Here is a 24,532-nt window from a genome sequence, read left to right on the forward strand (position 1 = left end):
CTCCTGGTTCAGGCGTAGGTATAGGTGACGTTAATCACTGCCTGAATGGTTCCCTGAGTGGCGCCGCCCTTAACCGTCAGCGCGCGTACCTGCAGCGGGAAACTGGCGGACTGGGTTGCCTCATCCACCTGCACCGATTTGGTCGCGCCGGTGTTCAGCGTGGTGCCGCTGTCATCCTGCAGCTCCAGCTGGATATTCCCGGCGGTGCCCTGGTTTTTGTAATAGCCGGTAGCGTCCGCTGTGCCGCTGAAACTGGCGGTGACCCGCGATGTACCCACCGGGCAATTGCTCAGGTTAAGCGCCACGCTGTGCCAGGCCGAGGAAGAACCGGCGGAGACCAGGCTGAAGGTGTAGAGATCCCCGAGATCGACGGTTGCGTTAGTGGTGGAAACGGTGCACGGCTTTGCCACCACTTTGCCATTAACGGTAATGGTGACGTCGGCGGCATGCAGCGCCGGGGGGGTGGTTGCCAGCATGGCTGCCAGAAGCCATCCGGTACAGGTCCATTTCATTAGCGTCTCCGGTTACTGAAATTCGAGGGTGAAGGTGGCGGTTGCATTAACGTGCCCGGCGGTGACCGGTACCTGAGTGGCCATCAGCCGGGCATAAAAATTCAGCGTGTTACTCTGGCCCGGCGTCAGCGTGGTCCACGGAATGGCCGATGAGTCGGCGTTGAGCGGCAGCGCCGACTGTTGACCATCAAGGATTTGCACGCCAATGCCCGCCGCGGCTGAAGCCCCGCTGTCGAGCGCCAGCAGATCGGTATTGATGCTGTCGGCTACGCCGGTAAAGCCCACTTTCACCGCGGTGACTGCACTGCCGCAGGGAGACAGCACAATACGAAAGGGAACCAGCGGCGTGGAGGCGCCCACCGCATGGAACTGTTTTGCAGCGTTATCCATCAGGTCGACGGTAAAATCTTTTGACTCGCCGGCGACGGCGCAGGCGTTATCCCGCACGTAGCCGCTGATGGTGATGGTGCTGTCCGCCGCGCTGGCGTTGGCCATCGCCAGTGATACGAGGGCGATCAACAGACAGAAGGTTTTTTTCATCATTAGGGTTTCCTTAGCGGCACGTGGCTGACAACTGACTCAGCGTCTGATTCTGGCTTTCTGGCGGCAGCCGGTAGTCAGCCACGCAACTGGCGCCCGGGCCTTCACCCCATTTCGCCTGTACTTTGCCGACCAGCGGCATCCCGCTGAGATAGACCTGGCCATTGTCTGCCACGATGCTGCCGCCCTGGCTGCTGTCTGACGTGACCAGCGCGCCGAAGGGAACCGGCTTACCGTTGTGGGTAAGCGACATCAGCAGCCTGAGGCCGACGTGGGCTTTAAATTCAGCGCGGACAATTGCGCCGTGGGTCGGCACCACGCTGGCCACCGCGTCGTCCAGATCGACGTTATCGGCCAGCGTGTTGGTGTCCAGCGCCACCCGGTTTTCACGGTATTCGGTGGCGTAGGGCAGTACGGCGTAGCCGCGCCAGTCAGTCTGCACGCCGGTCTGATTTTCCACCTTCACATTGTCGGCGCCGGGGGCTTTGATCAGCACGACGGTATCGTTCATCGGCTGGCTCAGCGTGACGCCATCGGCATGAGCCAGCACGCCGCCGCTGAGGCCATAATAAAGCTGCTTAATGCTGTCGCTGTGGCTGTAACCGATGTTGGCATTGCCGTAACCGCCGCGGTAATTCAGCGCGGCGTAGCCGCTACCGCCGCTGTCGCCATCGCCGCCGCCCGCGTAGCCGGTCTGCACGCTGTAGCTCAGGTTGTTGCCCTCCAGCAGCGTGCCGTACAGCCCCGCGAGGCTGGTGGTCCGCCCGTTCAGATCGTTCGACATGCTGTAGCTGGCGCTGGCGTGTCGCCAGGCGGATTTGCTGTCCGAGCGTAGCCAGTGGCTGAACGGAATATTGACATTGACGGCCAGCATCTGGTCGCGCCCCTGCTGCCAGGCGTTTCGGGTCAGGCTGTAGCTCAGCGTCCAGTTGATGTCGTCGACGGCGGCGTTCAGCCCGGCCTGCAGTTGCTGGTCCGCTTTGCCGGTTCCCCAGTAAGTCTGATGGCTGCCGCTCAGGTAGAAGGTGGCGGTACGCCCCAGTTGTTGGGTGACGCTTAGCTGTACTTTTCCACGCTTGTTATAAGCAAGGTTGTAGTAATCGGTGAAGGTCGGCTTCACGTCAATGACACCGTCCTGGGTTTCGACGCTGTAGCCGCTCATCCGGTGATACGTGGTGTCGGCGAAGCTGAAATAGCCGCGCGTGGAGTAACGGTAACCCACCAGCTGGATATTGGTGCCGGTATCGGTCAGCGACTTGTTATAGAGGAAGCGCACCGACTGCCCCTGATGCTCACTGTCATCGGGGAGGGTGGCGTTCGCCTGGGTGATATCCAGCGACAGGGCGCCCAGTTCTCCCAGGTTTTTACCCACGCCGACATTAAACGCGCGGTAACGATCCGCCAGTTGCGTGCCGCCGTACAGCGTCCAGCCCGCGGGAAGCCCGCGCATCACTGTGCCCTGGAAAAATGCTGGTTTGTCCTGCTGGCCGTTGCCGCTGCGGTACTTCCCGGCGGTAAGGGCATAGCGGGTATGTCCCTCACGCTGGAGTACCGGAACAGAGGAGTAGGGCACGGTGAAGACCTGGCTGCTGCCATCCGCCTCTTTGATGGTCACCTGCAGGTCGCCGCCATTACCGGCGGCATAGAGATCGTTGATGGTGAAGGGGCCGGGCGGCACCGTACTCTGGTAAATCTCGTAGCCGTTTTGTTTAACCGACACCTGCGCCGTGCCGCGGGCAATCCCGTGGATCGTTGGTGCGAATCCTTTCTGACTGTCCGGCAGCATATTGTCATCAGACGCTAACTGCGCCCCGCGAAAATTGATGCCGTCGAAGACATCGCCGTTGGTGTAGCTGTCGCCCAGCGTCAGGCGGGAACGTAGCGACGTGATGTCGCGCTCCAGCCAGGTATTGACGTGCTGCCACTTGTTTTCACTGGTCGATGCGCTGCCGCCGCTGCTGTAGCTCCAGGTGGTGTTGTCGCGCAGACGCCACGGGCCCAGATTCAGCCCGCTCTGCAGATTCAGATACGCATAGTTGCTGTTGCCGTTTGCGCCGCTGTGGACGCTGTTGCCGGTAAAGTTGTAGTTCAGCAGCCCGGCGTTAATGCCGTTATCCCAGAGTTCGGGCGGAATATAGCCGCGGGCGCGGTTGCCCATAAACACCTGTGGGATAGTCAGCCAGAGCCGCTGCTGACCGACGTCGAAACGGGTGGTTGCGTCCTTGATGAGCTCAGTTAATGGCAGGCAGACGTCAGTCGCCAGTGCGTTCATTCCCGGAATGGCAGACGTACTGACGCCCATACCGGCAAGCTGTCCGCGGGTCAGACAGGGCGTCAGCCCGTGCCCGTTTTCTCCGGCATTAAAGGTGATATCGCGGGTGGTCATATAGCCATCATTCAGATAGATATCCACACGATAGGTGCCTGGCGGGAGTTCCTGCCCTTTTTCAAAGCCGGACAGGTCTGCCACGGCTGCGGGATCGTCCGCCAGAAAACGAGGGTTAAAATAGAGATCTGCCTGGGCGAAAAAAGCCGGGGAGGCAAGCAGAAGAGCAATGGGGATCTGAGCTAAAAGGTGAACAGATCCTGGGGTCATACGGCGGGTATCCAAACGCTCAGGTCCATATTTAAGATGTGACATAGTCCCTCCGGTCCAAAATCGCCCGGCATTCGGTATTTTTTCGTTCCGGGGAGAACGCTGCTCCCCGGACAGTTATTGCATTACGCCTTTCATTCGCGGGGTGAGCGCGCCGTAGTCGTTAATCGTCCGGTACGTAATGTCGCTACCCGCATCGGACGGTAAACTAACGCTGGCTTCCCCTTTTGGTGGAACCAGTGCATTTTTCAGCACCCGGGTACCGGCATTAAGTTCGGTGACCGTCAGGTAGTAAGGCGTAGGGTTGATCAGCGTCAGCGAGCCCGCGCTGCGGCGAAACCGCAGTTTTTCCGCAGCCTGATCCGGCGGCAGCGGCAGATTCGCCGGGCGGTAGTAGAGCTTGATACGGCTGATAATCGCCAGTTGCAGGGTGTTGTCGCTAAGCTTTGATTTGTCCATGGACGGAATCGCTTTAACGTTCAGCCAGAACAGGGTTTCCCGGTCCTGGGGTAACTGGTTACTGGTGGCATCGAGGATGCGCAGGGTACTCTCTTTTTTCCCCTGCATGGCGAACAGCGGCGGCGTGATGACAAAGCTGCCGTCTTTTGCTCCGTCGGCATTTTCCACCCATGACTGGATCAGAAAGGTGCTTTTGTCATCATTATTGGTCACCGCCAGCTGAACCTGCTTTTGTCCAGCCGGGTAAATGACGCGCGTTGCGCCCAATGATACGCCCGCTTCCGCCTGAACGCTGAAGCCCGCTGTGGCGGCCAGTAAAAGACCTGCCAGTAAACCGCGCATCCGACGCAGGGTACCCAGTGTATTTTTCATGCTTACCTCTTTCTTACTCACTGTTATTTCCTGTTACCGGTACTGATTACTGGTAGGTCAGGGAGAACCAGGCCTGAGCATTTGCAGCGCCTCCGGTGACCTGATTCCCGGTGGAACGATATTTGGCGACAAAGTGCAGCGTGGTCGGGCCGGTGTGCAGCTGTGTCCATGACGCAGGCGGCGCATTCAGCGGGATTTGCCTGCCGGTTTTATCAAACAGCGCGATACCAATGCCGGTAGCGATACCCGGCCCCTCGCCAACCGAGAGCACGTCCGGGTTTTTACCATCGGCGATGCCGTGAAACGCGACGCCAACGCGCTGGCTCACGGTGGTACTACACTCCTGCAGGTGAATATCAAAGGGGATGGGATTGGTATCTTCCCCTGTGGAATGAAAGCGGTTGCTGCTGATTTGCCCCATTCTGACCGTCATCTGGCGGTCGCCCGCTTCAACGCGGCAGGACTCGGCAATGACAATCCCCTGGAAACGCATGCTGCCGCCGGGCAGCATGACGTTCCACTGGTTGCCGGCCAGCGCCAGCGGTGGCAGCAAAAATAGCAACAGACCTGATTTCATCCTTTGCATCTTTATCACCTCAGGTTTATTCGGATAGCGGGCCATCCTGGCCCCACATGCTTCCCTGCCTGATGAATTACTCGTACTGAACTTTAAAGGTGGCGTCAGCGTTAGCAGTACCGGCAGTGGCGGCACCGGTTGCGTAGTAGCGAGCCTGGAACGGAATGACGTTAGTACCGTCGTTCAGCGTGGTGGCAGCGCCGAATGTTGCGCCATCCAGCGCCAGCGGAGTACCGGTGCGATCAAGGATCTGTACGCCGACGTTCGTCGCGCTGCCCGCCGCGGAACCTTGCAGCGCCAGTACGGTGGTGTTAGTGCTGTCAATAGATGTACCGGCGAACGCGATAGAAGCTTTGGTTGCAACCGTGGTATCACAGTCATCCAGCTGGATGTTGAAACCGACAGCGGAGCTGGTGGCGCCCGCTTTTGCCAGTTTTGCCGAACGCACCTGGCCTAACTGTACGGTCTGGTCGAGAGAACCAGCATCAACCGCACAGGCGGCGTTCACTACTTCTCCTTTAAAATGCACCGTACCGCCATTGACGGTGGTAGACGTGGACTCGGCGGCCAGGGCGACTGCAGAGCTCAGGGACAGTGCTGAAGCAACGATGAGTGCTAATTTTTTCATGATAAATCTCCTGTTAACTAAATAATTCGGAAGCGGTGCTTCACTTAATAAAACACTTGTTGTTAAAAAATAGCTTTTGAAACATAATCCTGTTTTTACAACCTAATTTATTCATCAGGTTACGGCGATGCGTATAAATAGTCTTAAGTTTCACGCCAAACTCTTCTGCGATCTCCTGGTTGCTTTCCCCTCTACTCAACATATTTAACATCTGCTTTTCGCGCAGACTCAGATGGAATTTTGTATGGTAATTGCCCGACATTTCCTTTTTCAGGAAAAAGTTCAGGATACTTTTCGTGTTACTCTTTTTGTCCAGTACGGTTATTTTTTCAAATAGTTCAGACTTATAAAAAGCTAAGTCATTGGATGCAAAGGCGACAATGTTCTTATTTGAAAAATAAATCCATTCCGCCCCCGTAAGATCGTTGCAATCCAGGTCTATAATCAGGAAGAAATTGTCAATAAACTCTACCCCGAGCAATTCAATAAGGCCCAGAGTAAAATATTTATCCTTAGATAAAATATTATTTGATAGATTCATATCTGAACGCAATCTCATCCTTGGGTTGACCTTTAACTCATCGTTAATAAAACCATTCAGCGAATTGAGAGTAATCTATCATCGCCCATATCAATGACACATGCGGTAGAAGCCCTAAAAGTTCTTATGTCTGCATGAGTGGTTTATTGTGGTGTTATAATCTTGTTTTTATATAAAAAACAGATATATATATCGTAATTTTTCCTTAAGTTGGTGTTTTTTATAAAAAATGCGATAGGGGCTGGTTATCATTTTAACCAGAACAATAGGCACACTCTTTATATTGGATTTTTCTTAGGGAACATTCTCTGCTGGACCTGCATTTTTTTATCCTTAACATGTCAGATTTTCTTTTTCTCAATTTTAAATATCCCGATAAAAATGCTTGCGCAAGAGTATTTGCACTGCTTTTAGTTCTTTTATTCCACTAAGGAAAATCTCATTAGCAACACTTTCTTGTATCAGGCCGTTAATTGCCTGAGTGACTATTATGCGATCATGTCTTTGTCCTCATTTTCATCATGGTGACAGATACTGCCAATGCGTCCGGATACGTTGAACGCGTCGCTGCGCTGACATGCCTGCTGTGCGTTGCACAGGATGGCAGGTAGCCCGTCGTTTTGCTGAGGACAATAATACCATCGCATTTTCATTTGGTTATATGTATTTTGTTTTTTTGTTTTTTAGGTGTTATAATCTGGATTATAAGAAAAATATAACCAATTTCAGCATAAAATGCTTGATATACCAAGGTGTATAGAGGGGGTGTGCTTCTGAGGATGATTGTTAAGGCTAGTATATGATCTACAAAATTCAAGATACGATTCATTTCCGCAGTGATGATGGACTGCTATGGCTCGATGATGAATCGGGCGTCACGTTGACGGCAACAACAAGTCGTCTGCTTAAATATCTTTTAGACCACAAAGAACATGTGGTTTATCGGGATGAGATACTGCAAAATGTCTGGGATGCACATGGATTACGGACTTCCAGCCATAGTCTCAATAAGTATATTTCGGATCTGAGAGCCGTATTCAGGAATATGGGCTGTGACGAGGACGTTATTGTTACTGTGCCCAGGGTTGGATTTATGGTGTCTGAACGTATTGTGATAGAGAGAATAACGCCCCCTGCCCATGAGGTTAACGCGCAAAAAGAGCATGGCAGCGACAGTGTTAATCACCATGAAAACCGCCCTGACCAAGAAAAAAGCAGCGTATCGGTCGCGGTGATTAAAGCCGCCTCGTATATGTGCTTTGCACTGCTCCTGTTTACGTTGTTGTTTGTCGGTTTTAAAACGGATTTTTATCATCCGCGTTTGTTGACGGGGCAGGCTCAGGTCTATTCTTTAGGGGATACAGGAAAATGCCGGATTCAGAGTTTTAGCATCGTACCGATGGAATACAGAAAGCAGGTTATTGCGATGGCCAAAGATCTCATCGTAAAAGAGGGCATGCGCTGTTCAGATAACAGTGTTTTTTACTTTAATGTTGCAGAGACGGTACTAAATGGAAATCCGGGACGGGTATTTCTAGCGCACTGCATATATTTAGATGAAAAAAAAGGTGATTTTTATTCATGTGAAAACTATTACAGGGCTGATTATGCAATTGTTCAGTAAACGCCGGGGCGTTAGGGGGTATATTATCTCTGCAGTGTTATGCCTCATTTTGGTTTTTGGCCTGTTGATCTACGCCGGTCATCATAGACGTGGTTTTGATTGTTCAGCAAATTTGCGTATTGAATCCACGTCACCCGCGTTTGATGCCCAATTGAAGACTTTCTTAATTATGCGGGATAATCATTCCGGATATTTTGATGTGTCAGGCAAGGTAATGCTCAACGATACCCGTTACAACGTTGCAAGATCGTATCATTTTGAATATGAAAATCAGGGCAATAATATTTACCACTTAGTCAGAACCTCGCTTTCCAAAAGAGAGGCGGACAACATGGTTGAAAGTGTAATGCAGAAAGTTTTTTTTAGTCCGGATCCAAATTCCGGACGGTATATCAAAATCCAGAAGATGAAAAATGCCTATGTGATACAAAACCTGTATTCACCGGCATTAACATGTGTATATAATTGATTTTTATATATTTATTGCATTTTAAGCAGCATTTTTCTCGTCGCCAGCACTTATCGGTGGATGTACGATCTGTTCGCTTCCGGGGCGTTCCCGCCCCCTAAGTTATGCCGTATTGACTCCCGGATTCCGCCAGCTTAGTCGTCAGACCGAATATGACCGTTTACACTCGTAATCAATCCATCTAACGACACCGCCGTCGGCGATCAGGCAAGGTCGCCGCCATTGCTGGCGATGACTTTCTGATACCAGTAAAACGAGTCTTTCTTCAGACGAGCGAGCGACCCATTGCCTTTATCATCCTGATCAACATAAATAAAGCCATAACGTTTCGACATTTGCGAAGTGCCAGCGCTGATAAGATCAATCGCGCCCCAGCTGGTGTAGCCCATTAATTCCACACCTTCGTCAATTGCCGCCAGCATCTGTTCGAAATGCGCACGGAAATAATCGACGCGGTAGCGATCGTGTACTTTGCCGTCTTCGACAATATCTTTCGCGCCGATACCATTTTCCACAATAAACAGTGGCTTCTGATAGCGGTCATACAACTCCAGCAGCGAGATTTTCAGCCCCTGAGGATCGATCTGCCAGCCCCATGCGGAAGAGGGCAGGTACGGGTTTTTTACGCCGAGTAGGGTATTGCCAGGCGTACGCTCCATCTCTGGCTGGGTCGATTCGGTGAGCGACATATAGTAACTGAATGAGACAAAATCTACCGTGTACTGCTGCAGGATAGCCAGATCGTCCGGCTGCATCTCCAGTCTGATGCCACGCAGTGCCAGATCGCGCTTAATCAGCGGCGGATATTTACCGAACACCTGTACGTCAGCATAAAAATAGTTTTCCAGATTCTTTTTTAGCGTCGCTTCGACATCATTCGGATGACAGGTGCGCGGATAGGTGGTCAGTTTAGTCAGCATACAGCCCATCTGGCTGCCCGGGATCTTCCTGTGGCAGTCGCGCGTCACCAGCGCTGAGGCGACAAACTGATGATGCAGCCCCTGATAAATATCCTGAGTCTCTTTACCTGGTTTACTTTTCTCTTTCCGAATACCGGCAGTGGTAAACGGATGACGGTGAATACTGTCGATTTCATTAAAGGTCAGCCAGTAGCGCACCAGATCTTTATAGCGATCGAAGCAGACGTTGCTAAAACGCACAAACGCATCCAGCACATTGCGGTGAACCCAGCCGTTATATTTTTCACTCAGGATGAGCGGCATTTCATAGTGTGACAGGGTGACCAGTGGTTCAATATTCAGACGGCGCATTTCGCGGAACAAATCTTCATAGAATTGCAGTCCGGCTTCATTCGGCTGCGCATCTTCACCGGTCGGGAAAATACGAGACCAGGCAATGGAGGTTCGCAGCACTTTGCATCCCATTTCGGCAAACAAAGCCAGATCTTCTTTATAGCGATGATAGAAATCAATCCCACGCCGTTTCGGGTACAGTTTGTCGTTTTTGCCGTTTAGCGCGTCGGAAATATTCTCATCGGTCAGCGCCATATGCCCGCGATAGTCGGTGAGGTCCAGACCTGGTTTCCAGCTAATGGCGTCCGCCACTGAAGGCCCTTTGCCATCGATGTTCCATGCCCCTTCGGCCTGATTTGCGGCGATCGCGCCACCCCACAAGAACCCCTGTGGAAAAGCGGTTTTATTTTCCATCATACGGACTCCTCTGATGCCATCATAATGTGGCGATAGTTGTTGATGCTGGTTGCGGATGTCTTGGATTGCAGTATGACGTGTTCATCGTTGGCGAGCGCCATGTTGACGCTTGTCGTCACCCGCAATGTGCGGTGTGAGCGGAACAGGTTGCTGATCCAAACTGATCCAAACGTGGTAAAAAACAAAAAATACCTCGTTTCGCCCAAAACCCCCTAAAAAAGATTTTCACGCCGATAAATGCGGATCGGGGAGAGGATCTTTTCACCAATATGGAACAGCGCTCACCGAAAAAGTGCAGTCAGGCGAGAGAAAAACGCGGTTGTCTGTTCCGATCTGATCGGCGTGTTGGCGATGCCGGTGATTGTAATTATCTGAATTTCATTGTGTTAAATTAATGTTTCCAGTTTTTTTCAGGATTGGCATCATTCATGCTTTTTACAAAATCATAATGCAATTATGAAAATGTGATTTGCATAAGTGCTGGCGTTTAAACATGGTCCGGACAGCCCGCAACGGCTTGTTCCCTTGTGCTTACTCTGGAGGGTTAACCTGTGGTCAGAAATGCAACAAGCTTTACTCCGAAATCCCAAAAACCCGGCATGCTGGCGCTATTGATGCTGGGGTTGTTCAGTATCGCCGGGCTCGCTTCCGCGAATCAGTTGGCGGATATCAAAGCGCGTGGTGAAATGGTATGCGGCACGCTGTCCACGACTGAACCGTTGGGTTTTACCGATCCGAAAACCCTGAAAGTGGTGGGTTTTGATGTGGATGTCTGCCAGGCGCTGGCGGATCAACTGGGCGTCAAAATGGTACAGAAAAGTTTGTCAGTGGAAGCGCGTATTCCGGAACTGCAGATTGGTCGGGTAGATATTCTTTCCGCAGCGCTGGGTTATACCGCTGAACGTGAAAAGCAGATTGATTTTTCATCTTCGCATTTCCAGGTGCCATTGAAAGTGCTGGTGCCGACGGCGGCGGGCTATAAAACGCTGGCAGATCTGGCGGGTAAACGGGTTGGTATGACCTCCGGTTCGACCTCGGAATACTGGCTACGCAAATCCTTCCCGAATATTCACGTGGTGACCTATCACGATTCACCTTCGGCGTTCCTTGCCTTGCAGCAGCGTAAAATCAGTGGTCAGGCATTTGCACAAACGTCAGGAGTGCGTTATTTACGTGCCGGTAAAGGCGCTTACACCTTTATTGACCAGGCGATCGGTTGGGAACCGAATGCCCTGGGGATTCGCAAAAATGAGCCAGAATTCCTTGCGGCGGTAAATGATGCACTGGCAAAAATGGATCAGGACGGCAAACTTGATACTATCTGGAATAAATGGCTGGGGGCTGATACGGTTTATAAAATTAAACGTGAACATAAATTAGAGTCTATTGCCCAGGTGAAACAAACTCTGCAGTAATTGAGTCATAATAAATAACAATCTGCATCCGATGGGCGAATTTTTTCATGGCGGGGAATAGTTTGCGCGGAAAGTCGCTCGGGCTATTTCCCGAAACATGGCTGCGTATTTATGTCGTTATTTCTGCATCAGGGAGTGAAGTCTGATGGTAAGTTTTAACCCCATTACCTTACTGCAAGGTGAATATTTACAGTGGATATTGTCCGGTCTGGAAAATACGCTACTGCTGTTTTTTCTTTGTCTTATTTCGGGGTTCATTCTGGCGCTGCTACTTGCCTCGATGCGTATTTCTGGCATTGCTCCATTGCGCTGGTTTGTGGTGTGTTATGTGGAATATCACCGTAATGTACCGGCGCTGGTGCAATTACTGCTGTGGTATTTCGGCTTATCCGCCATCTTGCCATACAGTTGGTCGGATTGGGTCAATCAACATGGCAGTGAATTCTTTTTTGCTTATGTAGCATTGACGCTGAACAGCGCTGCGTTTATGTCGGAGGATTTGCGCAGCGGCCTGCGTTCCATTGCCCGCGGGCAGATGGAGGCCTGTCGTGCATTAGGGCTGAACTTTTCGCAGGCGATGCGCGATGTGATTCTGCCTCAATCGATTCGTGTGTCGATTCCGCCGCTGATCGGCCAGTCGCTGGCGCTGTATAAATCCACCAGTCTGGCAATGGCAATTAGCGTCGCGGAGCTGACCTACGCGGCGAAACAGATCGAGAATGAAACGTTTCGTACCTTTGATGCGTTTGCCATTATTTCGGTGATTTACCTGACGGGTTCACTACTGATTGTCACCGTCGGCGCGGCGTATGACCGTTTTGCCTTGCGTTCCGGGAGCCGCTAATGAACGATATGCTGAATATTGTTACGAAGTATCACCATTTACTTTTTACCGGCAGTTACCCCAATGGACCATTAGGCGGGCTGGCGCTGACGCTGCTGATTGCCGCCGCTGGATTACTCTGCGCCTTTCCGCTGGCGATTCTGGTCGGTATCGCGCGTACCAGCAAATATAAGATTTTTTATCTGCCGGTGACGCTATTCAGCAGCGTGGTACGAGGATTGCCGGTGTTGATGCTGGTGTTCTGGTCCTATTTTGCCGTGCCGCTGATTTCAGGCCACTCTATTTCCGGTGTAAAAACGTTGATCGTCGCACTGGTGATTTATGAAATGGCATTTTTAGGGGAAATTGTGCGCGCGGGCATTAACTCCGTGCCGCGTGGCCAAATTGAAGCCGCTCGTACGCTGGGAATTAGCTATTCGCAAACCATGTGCGAAATTATTTTACCGCAGGCGTTGTTTACCATGATTCCCAGCATTCTGAATCAGTTTATTAATTTGATTAAAAATACCTCGCTGGGGTATGTCATCGGCGTGGCGGAACTGACGTATTCCGCATATCAGATTAATACACTGGAATTAACTCAGCCTCTGCAGGTTTTTGCAATATTGGCAATTATCTATTTTATCATCTGTTTTTCACTGACGCGCGCGGTCGGCAAACTGGAAAATATGATTCAGCGTAAACGTCAGATTAATCCCCAGGAGTGAAGCAATGGCAATGCTAAAGCTTGAAAATGTCGAAAAATGGTATGGTCCGCATAAAGTGCTTAATAGCATCAGCGAAGAGATCGCTAAAGGTGAGGTCGTAGTGGTATGCGGCCCCTCCGGTTCGGGCAAATCAACGCTGATCCGCACGATTAATCGGCTGGAAGAGATTCAGCGCGGGCGCATTCTGGTGGATGGGGTTGACAGCCGTGCGGAAGGCGTCGATCTGAATCAGTTTCGCAGCAATATCGGTTTTGTTTTCCAGCAGTTCAACTTGTTTCCTAATCTGACGGTATTGCAGAACGTCACCCTGGCGCAGCGTCGGGTACGTAAAACCAGCAAGCACGAAGCGGATGACATCGCCAGTACGCTGCTGGAGAAAGTGGGGCTGGCGACCAAATTGCGGGCTTATCCGCATCAACTGTCCGGCGGCCAGCAGCAGCGCGTGGCGATAGCCCGTGCGCTGGCAATGAAACCTCCCGTCATGCTGTTTGATGAACCGACCAGCGCCCTCGATCCGGAAATGGTGGGGGAAGTCTTACAGGTAATGAAACAACTGGGTAAAGAGGGCATGACGATGGTGTGCGTTACCCATGAGATGGGGTTCGCACGCGAAGTCGCCGATCGCGTCATTTTTATGGATCAGGGCGAAATTATTGAGCGCGCCCCACCTGAAACCTTTTTCCATCACCCGCAACATCCACGCGCACAGAAATTTGTCGCCGATATTCGCCATTGACAGGACTCACAGATGAAGATGTTTTCCCGGACCCTTGATCGAATTAAACCTTCCGCCAGTAATGCCGCCAGCCAGCGGGCCCGTGATATGAAAGCGCGGGGAATTGATGTGATTGCCCTGAGTTCCGGTGAGCCGGATTTTGATACCCCGGAACACATTAAACAGGCGGCGCTGCAGGCGATGATACGGGGCGAAACCAAATATCCGCCGATTGCCGGCATCCCGGCCTTGCGTGAGGCCGTGGTAGAGAAATTTCGCCAGGATAATCAACTGGCGTATCACAACCAACAGATCATTATCTCCAATGGCGCGAAACAGATTATCGCCAATGCCTTCATGGCGACGCTGAACCCCGGAGATGAGGTGATTATTCCCGCGCCGTACTGGGTCTCTTATCCGGAAATGGTGGCGCTGTGCGGCGGCACGCCCGTCACGGTGGCGACCGGCGCTGAACAGGGTTACAAACTGACGGCGCAGGCACTGGAGCAGGCCATTACGCCGAACACCAAATGGCTACTGTTTAACTCTCCGTCGAATCCGTCCGGTGCGGTCTACAGCTGGCAGGAGTTACGCGCTCTGGCGGATGTACTGCTGCGCCATCCTCATGTCTGGGTGATGGCGGATGATATCTACGAAAAACTGGTATATGACGACAGTCAATTCGTTACTTTCCCGCAGGTTGAGCCCGCGTTAATCGAGCGTGCTCTGGTGATTAACGGCGTGTCGAAAGCTTATGCCATGACCGGCTGGCGCGTCGGTTACGGCGCGGGTCCGGCTGCATTGATCAAAGCGATGGAGACTATTCAGGGTCAGACGACCTCAGGCGTTTCGTCGATTTCCCAGTGGGCGGCAGTCGCCGCGCTGACGGGACCGCAGGAATTCTTCGCCGAATGGCGCGCCAGCTTTGTCGCTCGCCGCAACTATGTGGTTGCGGCGCTGAATGATGCGCCGGGATTGTCGTGTCTGACGCCGCAGGGCGCGTTTTATGTTTATCCTTCCTGCGCGGATCTGCTGAATAAAAGCACGCCGCAGGGGCGGGTGATCCGCAGTGATAAAGATTTCACGGAGGCGCTGCTGGAGAGCGAAGGTGTGGCATTAGTGCATGGCGAGGCATTCGGTGTAGCGCCTAATTTTCGCCTGTCCTATGCCGCGTCAATGGCGCAACTGGAAGACGCCTGTACGCGCATCCAGCGTTTCTGTCGCACTCTGAAATAATACTGACGGCAGACCATAAGCGGTCTGCCGCCGACCCCTTGCAATGCGCTGCGGAGGAGACCCGCAGCGGAAGGACAGAACATGATACTGGCAGGTGCTTTTCCGGTATTACAGGAACCGATGACGCGCAGATACCTGATGGGCCAGGCGGCGTCCATCATCGGCTTATGGACGCAGAATGTGACGCTCAACCTGCTGATGTGGCAACTCAGTCATTCACCGTGGTTGCTGGGAGTGCTGAACTTTTTGCTCTACTGCCCGTCACTGATCGTACCGTTGTTGTTTGGCAGCCGCTTAACGCCAGCGCGGGTGAAGGGCATTATGCTGCGCATCCTCTGCATGTCGATGCTGGTCAGCAGTCTGCTGCTGACCAGTGTGTTGCTCCGGTTTGTCTCTCCGCTATTTATTCTGCTGATGGCGGCGATAGCGGGGTGTGTGGCGTCGATGGAACTCCCCACCCGTCAGTTGTTGCTGACCAGCAGCCTGCAGGATAAGTCGCTGATGTATAACGCCGTGGCCACCAACACCATGGTATTTAATCTTGGACGGATGTTTGGCCCGGCGATTGCGGCATGGAGTTTTAACCATTATGGCCCGGAGGCCGGTTTCTGCCTCTCACTTTGCGGGCTGATAACGATGTTGCTGGCGGTGCGCGGTATGCGAGTTGGTGACGGCGCGACTGCCGTGCGGCGCGGTGGCGGTATGCGTAATGCACTGCGTTATGCGCGTAGTGACCGCTTTGCCATCCGTTTCCTGCCTGCGCTGGCGATGATGGGCATTTTTGCCGGTTCTTATCAATCGCTGATCCCGGTGCTGGCAGCCGACGGTTTTCATGATACCGCACGTTATACCGGTTGGTTCTTTACCAGCGCGGGGGTAGGATCGCTGTTGGCGGCACTGCTGATTGCGGCGCGGGTTTCCCATCAGCGACTGGTGCGCTGGCTGCAATTCGCGCCCTGGACTGCGGTTCTTGCGTTGGGCGGTGTTGCCTTTTCCGTACAGCCGCTGCTGACCTGCGGCGGTTTTCTGTTACTGGGGCTGTCACTCACTTTTTTTTCGACCATGATTAACTCTACCCTGCAGCATTTCAGCCCCCCGGATCTGCGGGGGGGCGTGGTGGGCCTGTACAGCATGTGCTTTCAGGGCACCATGCCGCTGGGCAATCTGCTGGTGGGGATGCTGGCGTCGGTTGGCACGGTGTCACTGACTTTTCTGTTAATGGCTGGCATGCTGGTGCTATTTCTTGTGGTGCAGTGGGCTATTTTGCAACGTAAATCATCGCATTCAGCGGTCACGAGCGGGGAAGAACCATAATGAATAACAACGTATTAATGACGCGCATGTTGCCTGCTGCGTTAGTTACGCAACTGCGCCAACACTGCAATCTGTCAGGACCGATTACGGCGCTGGATGGCAGCGATCTGCCCGCCGGTGCGGAAAACGTGGAAGTGCTGCTGACCATGAGCAGCTTGCCTACGGAACGCGCGTTAATCGACGCTTTACCGCAGTTAAAACTGGTGTGCTGCTACGGCTCCGGGATTGAGTTTGTCGATACGGCGTATTTGCGCCAGAAAGGGATCGCGCTGACTAACGCCGCGGGTACCAATGCCGCCAGCGTTGCCGAATTCGCGCTGGGCCTGATGCTGGCCGCCAGCCGCCAGATCATCACCAGCGACCGTTTTTTACGTAGCGGAGAGTGGCAGGGGAACAGCGTGCTGCGTTATCCGTTGGCACCCGGCTTGCAGGGCAGACGGCTGGGGATTTATGGCCTGGGAGAAATCGGTATGCAGATTGCCCAGCGAGCGCAGGCGTTTGGCATGGAGATCGGTTATTACAGCCGCAGTCGCAAAACCACGGCGTATCACTATTGTGAGGATATTATGCAACTGGCGGACTGGGCGGATATTCTGGTACTGGCCGCGCGCGGCACGCCGGAAAACTATCATGTCGCCGATGAAACGGTATTGCGCCTGTTGGGCAAAGAGGGCTATCTGATCAATATCGCCCGCGGTATGCTGGTGGATGAAAACGTACTGTGCGCCGCCCTGGAGCAAGGGGAACTGGCGGGGGCAGCGCTGGATGTCTATGAGTTCGAACCGGCGATTTCCGCTCGTTTGCAGGCCGCGCCAAATACCATCCTGACACCCCATGTCGCGGCGAATACCTTTTCTGCGCAGCACGCGCAGCAACAGCGTATGCTGGAGAATGTGATCCGCTATTTCAGCGGCAGGCCGCTGGTTGGCAGTTGTGGTTGATTTCGTTACATTACGTTTTACAACGCCATTTTAATTTATTTACCGGGAAGTTATGTCGCGACCAAAGAGTACTGATATCGATCGTTCGGTCAAAGCGGTTAAGCGTACGCTGGCAATTCTGGATGCATTTATTTCACATCCTGGCGGTATGACGCTGGGTGAACTGGAAACGGAGACCGGGTTGTTTAAGAGCGTGATTATGCGCTATATGCTGACGCTGGAAGCGGAGCGCTATGTGTTTAAGCGCCCGGATGGTCGATATGAGTTAGGTTCCCGAGCTTACCAACTGGGCTGTACCTATCAGCGTACGTTCAATTTGCATCAGCATGTGTTGCCGGTGCTGGAAAAGCTGACGACAGCCACGCTGGAAAGCAGCACTTTCTATGTGCGTGATGGCGATCATCGTATGTGCCTGCTGCGCCAGGATTCGCCACACCATATCAAATCCAGTGTGCCGGTCGGAACGCTACTGGATATGGATGATACCTCCGCCGCGTGCGTGTTACGCCAGTTCGAACACGGCGTCTCGCCGCGCTGGGATTACCGTCAGGGGCTGTTTACCTCCACCGGCGCGGGGCTGAACCGCCAGCTAACGGACAGCCTGCTGACGGCATCGATCTCCGTACCGGTATTTAAGCACGATAACCAACTGGCAGGGGCGCTGAGTATTTCCGGCCCGACCAGCCGTTTTGATCCGGAAGACGCCGCCAGCCAACAGTTGATACTGGAGGCGGCAAAAGCGTTATCGGCGGTGTTGGGCGCGGTGATTGTGGCGTAGTGCGCCCACCTCATGCATATAGACAGCCGCGATGGCTGCACTCGCGCTTTTATTGCATGCGGTTCAGGGGCGCGCCATTTTCAAACGCTGAATCCGTGGTCTGCTTTCCCGAAGCGTGGCAGGCTCAAAAATCTGAACTGATCTTGAACAGGCGATGACAGATGGTCTCTGTGTTATTTCGGACGTCTGCGGGAATACGGATTTCGGTTGGCTATTTATCGATTAAATCAAAATCGCTCGGGTTATATCGTAATCCATGAATATTATCTGGCGTAAAAATGCTGTCGAGGGTACTGATATCCGCGTCGGCAATTATCAGATTTGCTGCTTCGGCATTATCCTGCAAATGCTTAATTTTTCTGGCGCCAGGAATGGGACTAGGTCGCCGGATAAAACCCAAAACGCCAGTTTGGCTGACGCTGTCACACGCCTTGATTGGTCTCATATTCTGCCGGGCGGAGAGGCGTGCTCACGTTACCGATGAACCGATTTTCTGAGACGAGCCCTGCGCACTCCCGATTTTGCTTGTTTTGTCGATACCAGACGGATGTCTTTATTTGTTTTTGATATATGTGAGTGATTTTTTTTATTTGTCGGGAATAAGATTGCTTTGTATCAATAGAGTTAACGACAGCGATCACGATGGGGTTGAATGTGAATTTCCAGCAATTACGTATCATACGCGAATCCGTACGGTGCAATTTTAATCTGACAGAGGTTGCGAATACGCTATACACCTCGCAGTCAGGCGTCAGCCGCCATATACGCGAGCTGGAAGATGAACTGGGCATTGAGATTTTCGTTCGCCGGGGGAAACGTTTACTGGGGATGACCGATCCCGGTAAAGAACTATTGATTATGGCGGAACGTATTCTTAATGACGCTAGCCATATACGTCGACTGGCCAACGTATTCAGTAACAACGACAGCGGGCAACTGGTGATTGCGACCACGCATACGCAGGCGCGTTATAGTCTGCCGTCCGTTATTAAGGCGTTCCGTGAACTCTATCCCAAGGTTCGTCTGGCACTTAACCAGGGCTCACCGGATGAAATTGTCGCCATGCTGGAAACCGGCGAGGCGGATATCGGTATTGCGACTGAAAAGCTACGGAATGCCGATTCCCTGACCGCCTTTCCTTATTATCACTGGCACCATGCGATCCTTGTCCCCGAAGGGCACGCGCTGGAACAGGAACCTCTCATCACGCTGGATAAGCTCAATGCCTGTCCCTTAATCACCTATCGACAAGGTATCACCGGGCGTTCCCGTATTGACCGGGCGTTCACTGCCGTGGGGCTTATGCCGCAAATCTCTATCAGCGCGCAGGATTCGGATGTAATCAAAACCTATGTGGAGCAGGGGCTGGGCGTAGGTATCGTGGCGGATATGTCGTATGATCCGGCGCGCGATCGCGGCCTGGTTAAGCTAAACGCTGAACATCTTTTCGAAGCGAATACCGTCTGGGTGGGGCTAAAACGCGGTCAGTTACAGCGTAACTATACCTGGAAGTTTATCCAGTTATGCAATCCGGAACTGACGCTGGAAGAGATTAAGACGCAGATCTTCGCGGAAAATCCGCACAGCGTTATTGACTATCAAATATGATGTTCTACTGACCTCCGTGAAAAGCGTGGCGGCTTGCGCCACGCAATTGTGGAGGATTATCGCGCCGTTTTTACGGCCCGCGCCCGGGAAAACACTTCGCTGGGGGAGGGGGTCAGGATTCGATCGAGCACTTGCGCCTCCAGTTCTGCCAGCCTTGCAGAACCGCGACGACGCGGGCGAGGCAAGTCTATTGTCACATCGAGACCGACTTTACCCTCTTCTATTAGCAGCACCCGATCGGCCATCGTGACCGCTTCGGCAACATCATGCGTCACCAGCAATACGGTGAATCCCTGCTCTTGCCATAACGATTCAATGAGACTCTGCATTTCGATACGGGTCAGCGCGTCCAGCGCGCCTAACGGTTCGTCGAGTAGCAGCAGGCCGGGATTATGGATCAACGCACGGGCTAGCGCGACTCTCTGTTTCTGGCCGCCTGATAGCGCGGCGGGCCACTCACCCGCACGAGATGCCAGTCCAACCGCCGACAATACCTGGCGCGCCGGGCTGTGCCAGTCGCCTTTTAATCCGAGCCCGACATTATCCATTACCCGTTTCCAGGGCAGTAAGCGGTCATCCTGAAACATCAGGCGAATATCCTGGCGCGCGTTTTCGAGCGACGAGGCGCCAGCCCGTAGCGCGCCGCTGGAAACGGACTCTAATCCGGCCAGCAGGCGTAACAGCGTGCTCTTGCCACAGCCGCTGCGGCCAACCACGGCGACAAACTGACCGGCGGGAATGTGTAATTGCAGTGCGTCAAGAATGACGCGTTCGCCGTAATATTTGCTCACGTTATCGAGATGCAGGGGGAGACCGCTGTTCAGGCGGGCAGGAGAAGGCGAATCGGAATGTATCATGCCGGTTCCTCCGAAGGTTGATAAGCAGGATGCCAGCGTAGCCAGACGCGCTCCAGAAGTTGCGCCACGGTGTCCGCCAGCTTGCCCAGCAGGGCGTAAAGGATGATGGCGACCACCACCACATCGGTTTGCAGGAACTCACGGGCGTTCATCGCCAGGTAGCCAATACCGGCGTTGGCTGAGATAGTTTCCGCAACGATTAATGTCAGCCACATCAGCCCCAAAGAAAAACGGACCCCGACCATAATCGACGGCAGCGCGCCGGGAAGTATCACCTGCCAGAAGAGACTAAATCCCGAAAGCCCGTAGCTGCGGGCCATCTCTAACAGACCGCGGTCGAGGTTACGGATGCCGTGAAACGTATTCAGATAGACCGGAAACAGGCTACCCAGCGCCACCAGGAAGATTTTGGCGCTTTCATCAATCCCGAACCACAGAATCACCAGCGGGATCAGCGCCAGATGAGGAACGTTACGCAGCATTTGCACCGAGGTGTCGAGCACGCGTTCGCCGATGCGTGACAGGCCCGTCATCAATCCCAGCCCCAGACCGATGGATCCGCCGATGGCAAAACCGGTCAACGCACGCCAGGTGCTGATGGAGAGGTTTTGCCACAGCTCGCCGTCAACCGTGAGCCGCCAGAACGTTGCAGCGACGGCATCAGGAGCAGGGAGAATACGGGTTGACAACCAGCCAGCCTGCGATGCGATTTGCCACAGGGCGATTAGCGTTAGCGGCAGTAGCCAGGGGATCAGCCGGTGCAGTATCTTCTTCATCACGGTTCTGCCTCTTAACTTTGCGCGGCTTTCAGTGGCGCGAAACTGTTGCCGACAATTTCACCCTGCGCGCGTTGCGAGAACGGTTGAGGAATAGCCGGTACCGCCACATCGAGCAGGGGAAACAGCAGTTCTCCTACCCGATATGCCTCTTCCAGGTGCGGATACCCGGAGAGCACGAAGGTGTCTATACCGAGAGCGGCATATTCTTTAATCCGCTCTGCGACAGTCTGCGGGTCACCGACCAGCGCGGTACCCGCGCCGCCGCGAACCAGTCCGATACCGGCCCACAGGTTGGGGCTGATTTCCAGCTTGTCCCGCTTACCGCCATGCAGTTGCGCCATACGCCGCTGCCCCACCGAGTCAAAGCGCGCCAGCGCTTCCTGCGCTTTCGCAATGGTGTCATCATCCAGCCGGGAGATCAGCTGTTCTGCGGCTTGCCAGGCTTCCTCATTGGTTTCACGCACAATGACATGTAGACGAATCCCGAAACGAATCTTCCGTCCCTGGGCCGCCGCTTTGGCGCGTACCTGTTCCAGTTTTTCTCTCACCTCAGGGACCGGTTCCCCCCAGGTCAGATATAAATCCACCTGTTCTGCCGCCAGGTCCTGGGCTTCGTCGGAGGAACCGCCAAAGTAGAGTGGCGGGTGCGGTCGTTGTACAGGCGGAAAAAGGAGTTGAGCGCCTTTGACCTGCACATGTTTACCGGCAAAATCCACTTTCTCGCCGGATAACAGCCGCCGCCAGACGTGCGTAAATTCTGCCGAGGCCTGGTAACGCTCCGCGTGATCGAGAAACAGACCTTCGCCAGCTAATTCTTCCGGATTGCCGCCGGTCACCAGATTGAATAACGCGCGACCGTTAGAGAGTCGATCCAGGGTGGCGGCCTGACGTGCGGCCAGCGTCGGTGAAACAACGCCCGGACGCAGCGCAACCAGAAAGCGCAGTCGACGGGTCACGGGAATCAGCGACGACGCCACTAGCCAGGCGTCTTCACAGGAACTGCCCGTCGGGATTAACACGCCGCCAAAACCAATCCGATCCGCGGCTTGCGCAATCTGTTGCAAATAGCTGTGGTCCACCGTGCGTGCGGACGCGTCGCTGCCAAGATAACGGCCATCGCCATGTGTGGGAAGAAACCAAAAAATGTTCAGACTCATTGTGTTTGCCTCTATTTCCTATTGCGCGGCGTGGAAATGCCAGATCAGACTGGAAACATCCACAGCTTTAGGGATCAGGTGGTTTTGATAGAACAGGTCGGCCGTTTTTTGCTGGGCTTTCAGCGTAGAATCCTCCACCGGCTTAATGACGGTGATCGGACGGTGATCGAGATAACTGGCGATGACCGCCTTTGGCAGGCCCAGGGATTGAGACAGCAGATCAATGCTTTGCTCACGCTGACTGCGGGTCAGCGCATCTGCCTGGGTCAGAACCTGCAGGACCTGCTGTAAAAACGGACCATGCCGGGTGGCATAGTCGCGTGAAGCCAGATAGAACGAGCCCGCTCGGGTTATGCTGCTGCCATCGGCCAGCACCTGCGCGCCGCCCTGTAGCAATGCGGCAGAGTAGTAGGGATCCCAGATCGCCCACGCATCGACATCGCCTTGCTGGAATGCCGCGCGGGCATCTGCCGGAGTCAGATAGATGGGATGAATGTCACTGAATTTCAGCCCCGCCTTTTGCAGCAGAAGCAGGAGGAGGTTATGGGCGCTGGAACCTTTCTGAAAAGCCACTTTGCGGCCCTTCAGCTCAGCAACCGTTTTTATCGGACTATTTTTCGCCACCAGAATCACTTCGGCCTTTGGTTTAGGCGGTTCCTCGCCGATATAAACCAAATCGGTTCCTGCCGCCTGAGCAAAAATGGGCGGTACTTCGCCGGTGCTGGCGATATCAATGCTGCCAACATTCAACGCTTCGAGCATTTGCGGCCCCGCAGGAAATTCGTTCCAGGTGATGCGGGTATGAGGAAAACGTTTTTCCAGCAGGTGCTGGCTTTTGGCCAGTACCAGCGCCACAGAACCTTTCTGATAGCCAACGCGCAATTGTGACGGGTCGTCTGCGGCCTGCGACAGCGCGGTAAATCCCAGCGTGCCTGCCAGTAACAGTCCGGTGATAACGCGATGATTCCATAATGACATCGGTGGCTCCTTGTTATGCGCTCTGACGCAGCGGTGTAACAGTCTGACGACGTTCCAGCGCCTGGGTGAAAGTGTTCAGCGCGTCATCCAGTCGCTGTTCCAGCGCAGGCGTGAACAGCGGGGTTCGTTCATAGTGAGCGATCTGGCTGTCATCGGCGAACACCCCCTGGAGGATCTCCTGGGCTTTCAGCGCATTGAGCACGGGTTTAAGGCTGTAATCCAGCGCCAGCATATGGGCGAGAGAGCCGCCGGTCGCAAAGGGCAACACCACTTTGTGTGCCAGCGCGCGCTCAGGTAAAAGGTCTAACAAGGCTTTCAGTACGCCGCTGAATGAGGCTTTATAAATCGGCGTTGCGATAATCAAGCCATCGGCGCTTTCCAGTTGTCGGTTAAATGTGTTTAACGCCGGGCTGTCAACGCGGGCGTTAAACAGATCTTCCGGCGGCAGATTGCTGATGTGCCAGGGAAGGACTTCAATGTTTTGTTCTTTCAGCCATTTCCCGGCATGGCTTAATAAAGCAGCCGTTCGGGAAGGGTAGCGTGGACTTCCGCCCAGCGTTAACACGCGCATAGCAACTCCTTATAACCTTTGGTTATTGTTTTTGAAGTGTTAATAACATGTTTCGAAGTCTGGCAGGAGAGTGAGCGCAGAGGAAATAAATTATTGTGAAATAAAAAGTGAATAATCAGATAACCTCGCTGAGGTGCTGCGGGGAATTTCGCGGAAACCGCGACGGGTGGCGCAATGCCGTTCACTTAAGCAAATTATTGGTGTTGTCTTTTGTTTTATTTGCCTGTCGTAATCGCATTATCGGTGGTTCTGGCGAGCATGACGCCGTTTTCACCCATTCAGATTCCGTGGTCAGTTCCGTTCACTATAAATTCGCGGATATTCGTTATATCCACAGCGTGTGAACGGGCAGGGGGACGTTTCGCCCGTCCCCCTGCACCCCCGGCATTGCGCTGAAAACCTGCCGCTGCGCGGTCCGCTCCACTCCGGCTTCATCTGGCGGACCGGGCGGGACTCGACGTCCCTGTCTCGACCCGCCCTCTGGCCGCCGTCCTGGCGGCCAGTCCTGGATGCGCGCCTGCGTTCCCGCCAGGTTTCCTTGATGCGCCCAACCCCCATGCGGTGAGTCCGTTATTCGTCAGGGGCTTTTCAGAGGCTGAAAGTCATAAAAAAGTTATATCCTTTATATTTCAGCCCGTATCAGC

The 24,532-nt window shown here is 53.5% G+C and carries 24 protein-coding genes; 11 read left to right on the forward strand and 13 right to left on the reverse strand.

The annotated features are described in order from the left end of the window. Positions 1–8: 8 nt before the first annotated feature. The 7 genes from fimG to FE839_RS15625 form a co-directional block, all read right to left on the reverse strand. On the reverse strand, positions 9–512 hold the full coding sequence (gene fimG / locus FE839_RS15595) for a type 1 fimbrial minor subunit FimG (RefSeq protein ID WP_138361721.1): 504 nt from the start codon (positions 510–512) through the stop codon (positions 9–11). Positions 513–524: 12 nt separating this feature from the next. Further along, positions 525–1,055, reverse strand: coding sequence for a type 1 fimbrial adaptor subunit FimF (gene fimF / locus FE839_RS15600; protein ID WP_138361722.1), 531 nt, complete (start codon positions 1,053–1,055; stop codon positions 525–527). Positions 1,056–1,065: 10 nt separating this feature from the next. Continuing rightward, positions 1,066–3,693: a fimbrial biogenesis usher protein gene (locus FE839_RS15605; RefSeq protein ID WP_138361723.1), complete on the reverse strand. Its 2,628-nt coding sequence runs from the start codon at positions 3,691–3,693 to the stop codon at positions 1,066–1,068. 72 nt (positions 3,694–3,765) lie between these two features. Next, a complete protein-coding gene (locus FE839_RS15610; RefSeq protein ID WP_171034896.1) occupies positions 3,766–4,479 on the reverse strand; it encodes a fimbria/pilus periplasmic chaperone in 714 nt (237 codons plus the stop codon). A 46-nt stretch (positions 4,480–4,525) separates the two neighbouring features. Further along, a complete protein-coding gene (gene fimI, locus FE839_RS15615; RefSeq protein WP_138361725.1) occupies positions 4,526–5,065 on the reverse strand; it encodes a type 1 fimbrial minor subunit FimI in 540 nt (179 codons plus the stop codon). 67 nt (positions 5,066–5,132) lie between these two features. Next, positions 5,133–5,684, reverse strand: coding sequence for a type 1 fimbrial major subunit FimA (fimA, locus tag FE839_RS15620; RefSeq protein WP_138361726.1), 552 nt, complete (start codon positions 5,682–5,684; stop codon positions 5,133–5,135). Positions 5,685–5,724: 40 nt separating this feature from the next. Next, positions 5,725–6,243: a helix-turn-helix transcriptional regulator gene (locus FE839_RS15625; protein ID WP_241675636.1), complete on the reverse strand. Its 519-nt coding sequence runs from the start codon at positions 6,241–6,243 to the stop codon at positions 5,725–5,727. Between the two features lie 781 nt (positions 6,244–7,024). On the opposite strand from FE839_RS15625, the gene FE839_RS15630 reads away from it, so the two are divergent. Both FE839_RS15630 and FE839_RS15635 read left to right on the forward strand, forming a co-directional pair. After that, complete coding sequence (locus tag FE839_RS15630) at positions 7,025–7,849, forward strand: winged helix-turn-helix domain-containing protein (RefSeq protein ID WP_138361728.1); 825 nt, start codon at positions 7,025–7,027, stop codon at positions 7,847–7,849. After that, entirely contained in the window at positions 7,833–8,318 is a 486-nt protein-coding gene (locus FE839_RS15635; RefSeq protein ID WP_138361729.1) for a hypothetical protein, read from the forward strand. The genes FE839_RS15630 and FE839_RS15635 overlap by 17 nt, the downstream gene beginning before the upstream one ends. A gap of 203 nt (positions 8,319–8,521) precedes the next feature. On the opposite strand, the gene FE839_RS15640 is transcribed toward FE839_RS15635, so the two are convergent. Continuing rightward, entirely contained in the window at positions 8,522–9,985 is a 1,464-nt protein-coding gene (locus tag FE839_RS15640) for a glycoside hydrolase family 1 protein (protein WP_138361742.1), read from the reverse strand. A gap of 554 nt (positions 9,986–10,539) precedes the next feature. On the opposite strand from FE839_RS15640, the gene FE839_RS15645 reads away from it, so the two are divergent. The 9 genes from FE839_RS15645 to cbl all read left to right on the forward strand — a co-directional run bounded on the left by FE839_RS15645 (position 10,540) and on the right by cbl (position 19,546). After that, positions 10,540–11,403 (forward strand): transporter substrate-binding domain-containing protein, encoded by an 864-nt coding sequence (locus tag FE839_RS15645; RefSeq protein WP_241675637.1) that lies wholly within the window; start codon positions 10,540–10,542, stop codon positions 11,401–11,403. Positions 11,404–11,548: 145 nt separating this feature from the next. Next, complete coding sequence (locus FE839_RS15650) at positions 11,549–12,247, forward strand: amino acid ABC transporter permease (RefSeq protein ID WP_138361730.1); 699 nt, start codon at positions 11,549–11,551, stop codon at positions 12,245–12,247. After that, a complete protein-coding gene (locus tag FE839_RS15655) occupies positions 12,247–12,954 on the forward strand; it encodes an amino acid ABC transporter permease (protein ID WP_138361731.1) in 708 nt (235 codons plus the stop codon). The genes FE839_RS15650 and FE839_RS15655 overlap by 1 nt, the downstream gene beginning before the upstream one ends. A 10-nt stretch (positions 12,955–12,964) precedes the next feature. Further along, on the forward strand, positions 12,965–13,690 hold the full coding sequence (locus FE839_RS15660; protein WP_138361744.1) for an amino acid ABC transporter ATP-binding protein: 726 nt from the start codon (positions 12,965–12,967) through the stop codon (positions 13,688–13,690). A 12-nt stretch (positions 13,691–13,702) separates the two neighbouring features. Beyond that, a complete protein-coding gene (locus tag FE839_RS15665) occupies positions 13,703–14,905 on the forward strand; it encodes a pyridoxal phosphate-dependent aminotransferase (RefSeq protein ID WP_138361732.1) in 1,203 nt (400 codons plus the stop codon). Between the two features lie 81 nt (positions 14,906–14,986). Beyond that, entirely contained in the window at positions 14,987–16,219 is a 1,233-nt protein-coding gene (locus tag FE839_RS15670) for an MFS transporter (protein ID WP_138361733.1), read from the forward strand. After that, entirely contained in the window at positions 16,219–17,160 is a 942-nt protein-coding gene (locus tag FE839_RS15675) for a 2-hydroxyacid dehydrogenase (RefSeq protein ID WP_241675638.1), read from the forward strand. The genes FE839_RS15670 and FE839_RS15675 overlap by 1 nt, the downstream gene beginning before the upstream one ends. 52 nt (positions 17,161–17,212) lie before the next feature. Then, positions 17,213–17,938 (forward strand): IclR family transcriptional regulator, encoded by a 726-nt coding sequence (locus FE839_RS15680; RefSeq protein ID WP_138361734.1) that lies wholly within the window; start codon positions 17,213–17,215, stop codon positions 17,936–17,938. A gap of 654 nt (positions 17,939–18,592) precedes the next feature. Continuing rightward, complete coding sequence (cbl, locus tag FE839_RS15690) at positions 18,593–19,546, forward strand: HTH-type transcriptional regulator Cbl (protein WP_138361735.1); 954 nt, start codon at positions 18,593–18,595, stop codon at positions 19,544–19,546. 56 nt (positions 19,547–19,602) lie between these two features. Here cbl and ssuB read toward each other — a convergent pair whose 3' ends face one another. From ssuB to ssuE, 5 genes are read right to left on the reverse strand one after another with little or no spacing between them, the layout of a single operon-like run. Further along, complete coding sequence (gene ssuB / locus FE839_RS15695) at positions 19,603–20,403, reverse strand: aliphatic sulfonates ABC transporter ATP-binding protein (RefSeq protein WP_138361736.1); 801 nt, start codon at positions 20,401–20,403, stop codon at positions 19,603–19,605. After that, entirely contained in the window at positions 20,400–21,179 is a 780-nt protein-coding gene (ssuC, locus tag FE839_RS15700) for an aliphatic sulfonate ABC transporter permease SsuC (protein ID WP_138361737.1), read from the reverse strand. Before ssuC ends, ssuB begins: the two co-directional genes overlap by 4 nt. A 14-nt stretch (positions 21,180–21,193) precedes the next feature. Further along, the gene (ssuD, locus tag FE839_RS15705; RefSeq protein ID WP_138361738.1) at positions 21,194–22,339 is read right to left on the reverse strand and encodes an FMNH2-dependent alkanesulfonate monooxygenase; all 1,146 of its coding nucleotides are present in this window, start codon (positions 22,337–22,339) and stop codon (positions 21,194–21,196) included. A gap of 18 nt (positions 22,340–22,357) precedes the next feature. Continuing rightward, complete coding sequence (locus FE839_RS15710) at positions 22,358–23,317, reverse strand: sulfonate ABC transporter substrate-binding protein (protein ID WP_138361739.1); 960 nt, start codon at positions 23,315–23,317, stop codon at positions 22,358–22,360. Between the two features lie 13 nt (positions 23,318–23,330). Beyond that, entirely contained in the window at positions 23,331–23,888 is a 558-nt protein-coding gene (gene ssuE / locus FE839_RS15715; RefSeq protein ID WP_138361740.1) for an NADPH-dependent FMN reductase, read from the reverse strand. Positions 23,889–24,532 lie beyond the last annotated feature (644 nt).

Source organism: Klebsiella indica, from assembly GCF_005860775.1.
GTDB classification, from domain to species: domain Bacteria; phylum Pseudomonadota; class Gammaproteobacteria; order Enterobacterales; family Enterobacteriaceae; genus Klebsiella; species Klebsiella indica.

Bases quoted from the DNA above. Each gene is read 5' to 3' on its own strand.
- FE839_RS15605 (WP_138361723.1), bottom strand. From the start codon at position 3,693: ATGTCACATCTTAAATATGGACCTGAGCGTTTGGATACCCGCCGTATG.
- FE839_RS15660 (WP_138361744.1), top strand. From the start codon at position 12,965: ATGCTAAAGCTTGAAAATGTCGAAAAATGGTATGGTCCGCATAAAGTG.
- FE839_RS15650 (WP_138361730.1), top strand. From the start codon at position 11,549: ATGGTAAGTTTTAACCCCATTACCTTACTGCAAGGTGAATATTTACAG.
- FE839_RS15635 (WP_138361729.1), top strand. From the start codon at position 7,833: ATGCAATTGTTCAGTAAACGCCGGGGCGTTAGGGGGTATATTATCTCT.
- ssuC (WP_138361737.1), bottom strand. From the start codon at position 21,179: ATGAAGAAGATACTGCACCGGCTGATCCCCTGGCTACTGCCGCTAACG.
- ssuB (WP_138361736.1), bottom strand. From the start codon at position 20,403: ATGATACATTCCGATTCGCCTTCTCCTGCCCGCCTGAACAGCGGTCTC.
- ssuE (WP_138361740.1), bottom strand. From the start codon at position 23,888: ATGCGCGTGTTAACGCTGGGCGGAAGTCCACGCTACCCTTCCCGAACG.
- FE839_RS15670 (WP_138361733.1), top strand. From the start codon at position 14,987: ATGATACTGGCAGGTGCTTTTCCGGTATTACAGGAACCGATGACGCGC.
- FE839_RS15625 (WP_241675636.1), bottom strand. From the start codon at position 6,243: ATGAGATTGCGTTCAGATATGAATCTATCAAATAATATTTTATCTAAG.
- fimG (WP_138361721.1), bottom strand. From the start codon at position 512: ATGAAATGGACCTGTACCGGATGGCTTCTGGCAGCCATGCTGGCAACC.
- FE839_RS15610 (WP_171034896.1), bottom strand. From the start codon at position 4,479: ATGAAAAATACACTGGGTACCCTGCGTCGGATGCGCGGTTTACTGGCA.
- fimF (WP_138361722.1), bottom strand. From the start codon at position 1,055: ATGATGAAAAAAACCTTCTGTCTGTTGATCGCCCTCGTATCACTGGCG.
- ssuD (WP_138361738.1), bottom strand. From the start codon at position 22,339: ATGAGTCTGAACATTTTTTGGTTTCTTCCCACACATGGCGATGGCCGT.
- fimA (WP_138361726.1), bottom strand. From the start codon at position 5,684: ATGAAAAAATTAGCACTCATCGTTGCTTCAGCACTGTCCCTGAGCTCT.
- FE839_RS15680 (WP_138361734.1), top strand. From the start codon at position 17,213: ATGTCGCGACCAAAGAGTACTGATATCGATCGTTCGGTCAAAGCGGTT.
- FE839_RS15655 (WP_138361731.1), top strand. From the start codon at position 12,247: ATGAACGATATGCTGAATATTGTTACGAAGTATCACCATTTACTTTTT.
- FE839_RS15675 (WP_241675638.1), top strand. From the start codon at position 16,219: ATGAATAACAACGTATTAATGACGCGCATGTTGCCTGCTGCGTTAGTT.
- FE839_RS15640 (WP_138361742.1), bottom strand. From the start codon at position 9,985: ATGGAAAATAAAACCGCTTTTCCACAGGGGTTCTTGTGGGGTGGCGCG.
- FE839_RS15630 (WP_138361728.1), top strand. From the start codon at position 7,025: ATGATCTACAAAATTCAAGATACGATTCATTTCCGCAGTGATGATGGA.
- fimI (WP_138361725.1), bottom strand. From the start codon at position 5,065: ATGCAAAGGATGAAATCAGGTCTGTTGCTATTTTTGCTGCCACCGCTG.
- FE839_RS15710 (WP_138361739.1), bottom strand. From the start codon at position 23,317: ATGTCATTATGGAATCATCGCGTTATCACCGGACTGTTACTGGCAGGC.
- FE839_RS15665 (WP_138361732.1), top strand. From the start codon at position 13,703: ATGAAGATGTTTTCCCGGACCCTTGATCGAATTAAACCTTCCGCCAGT.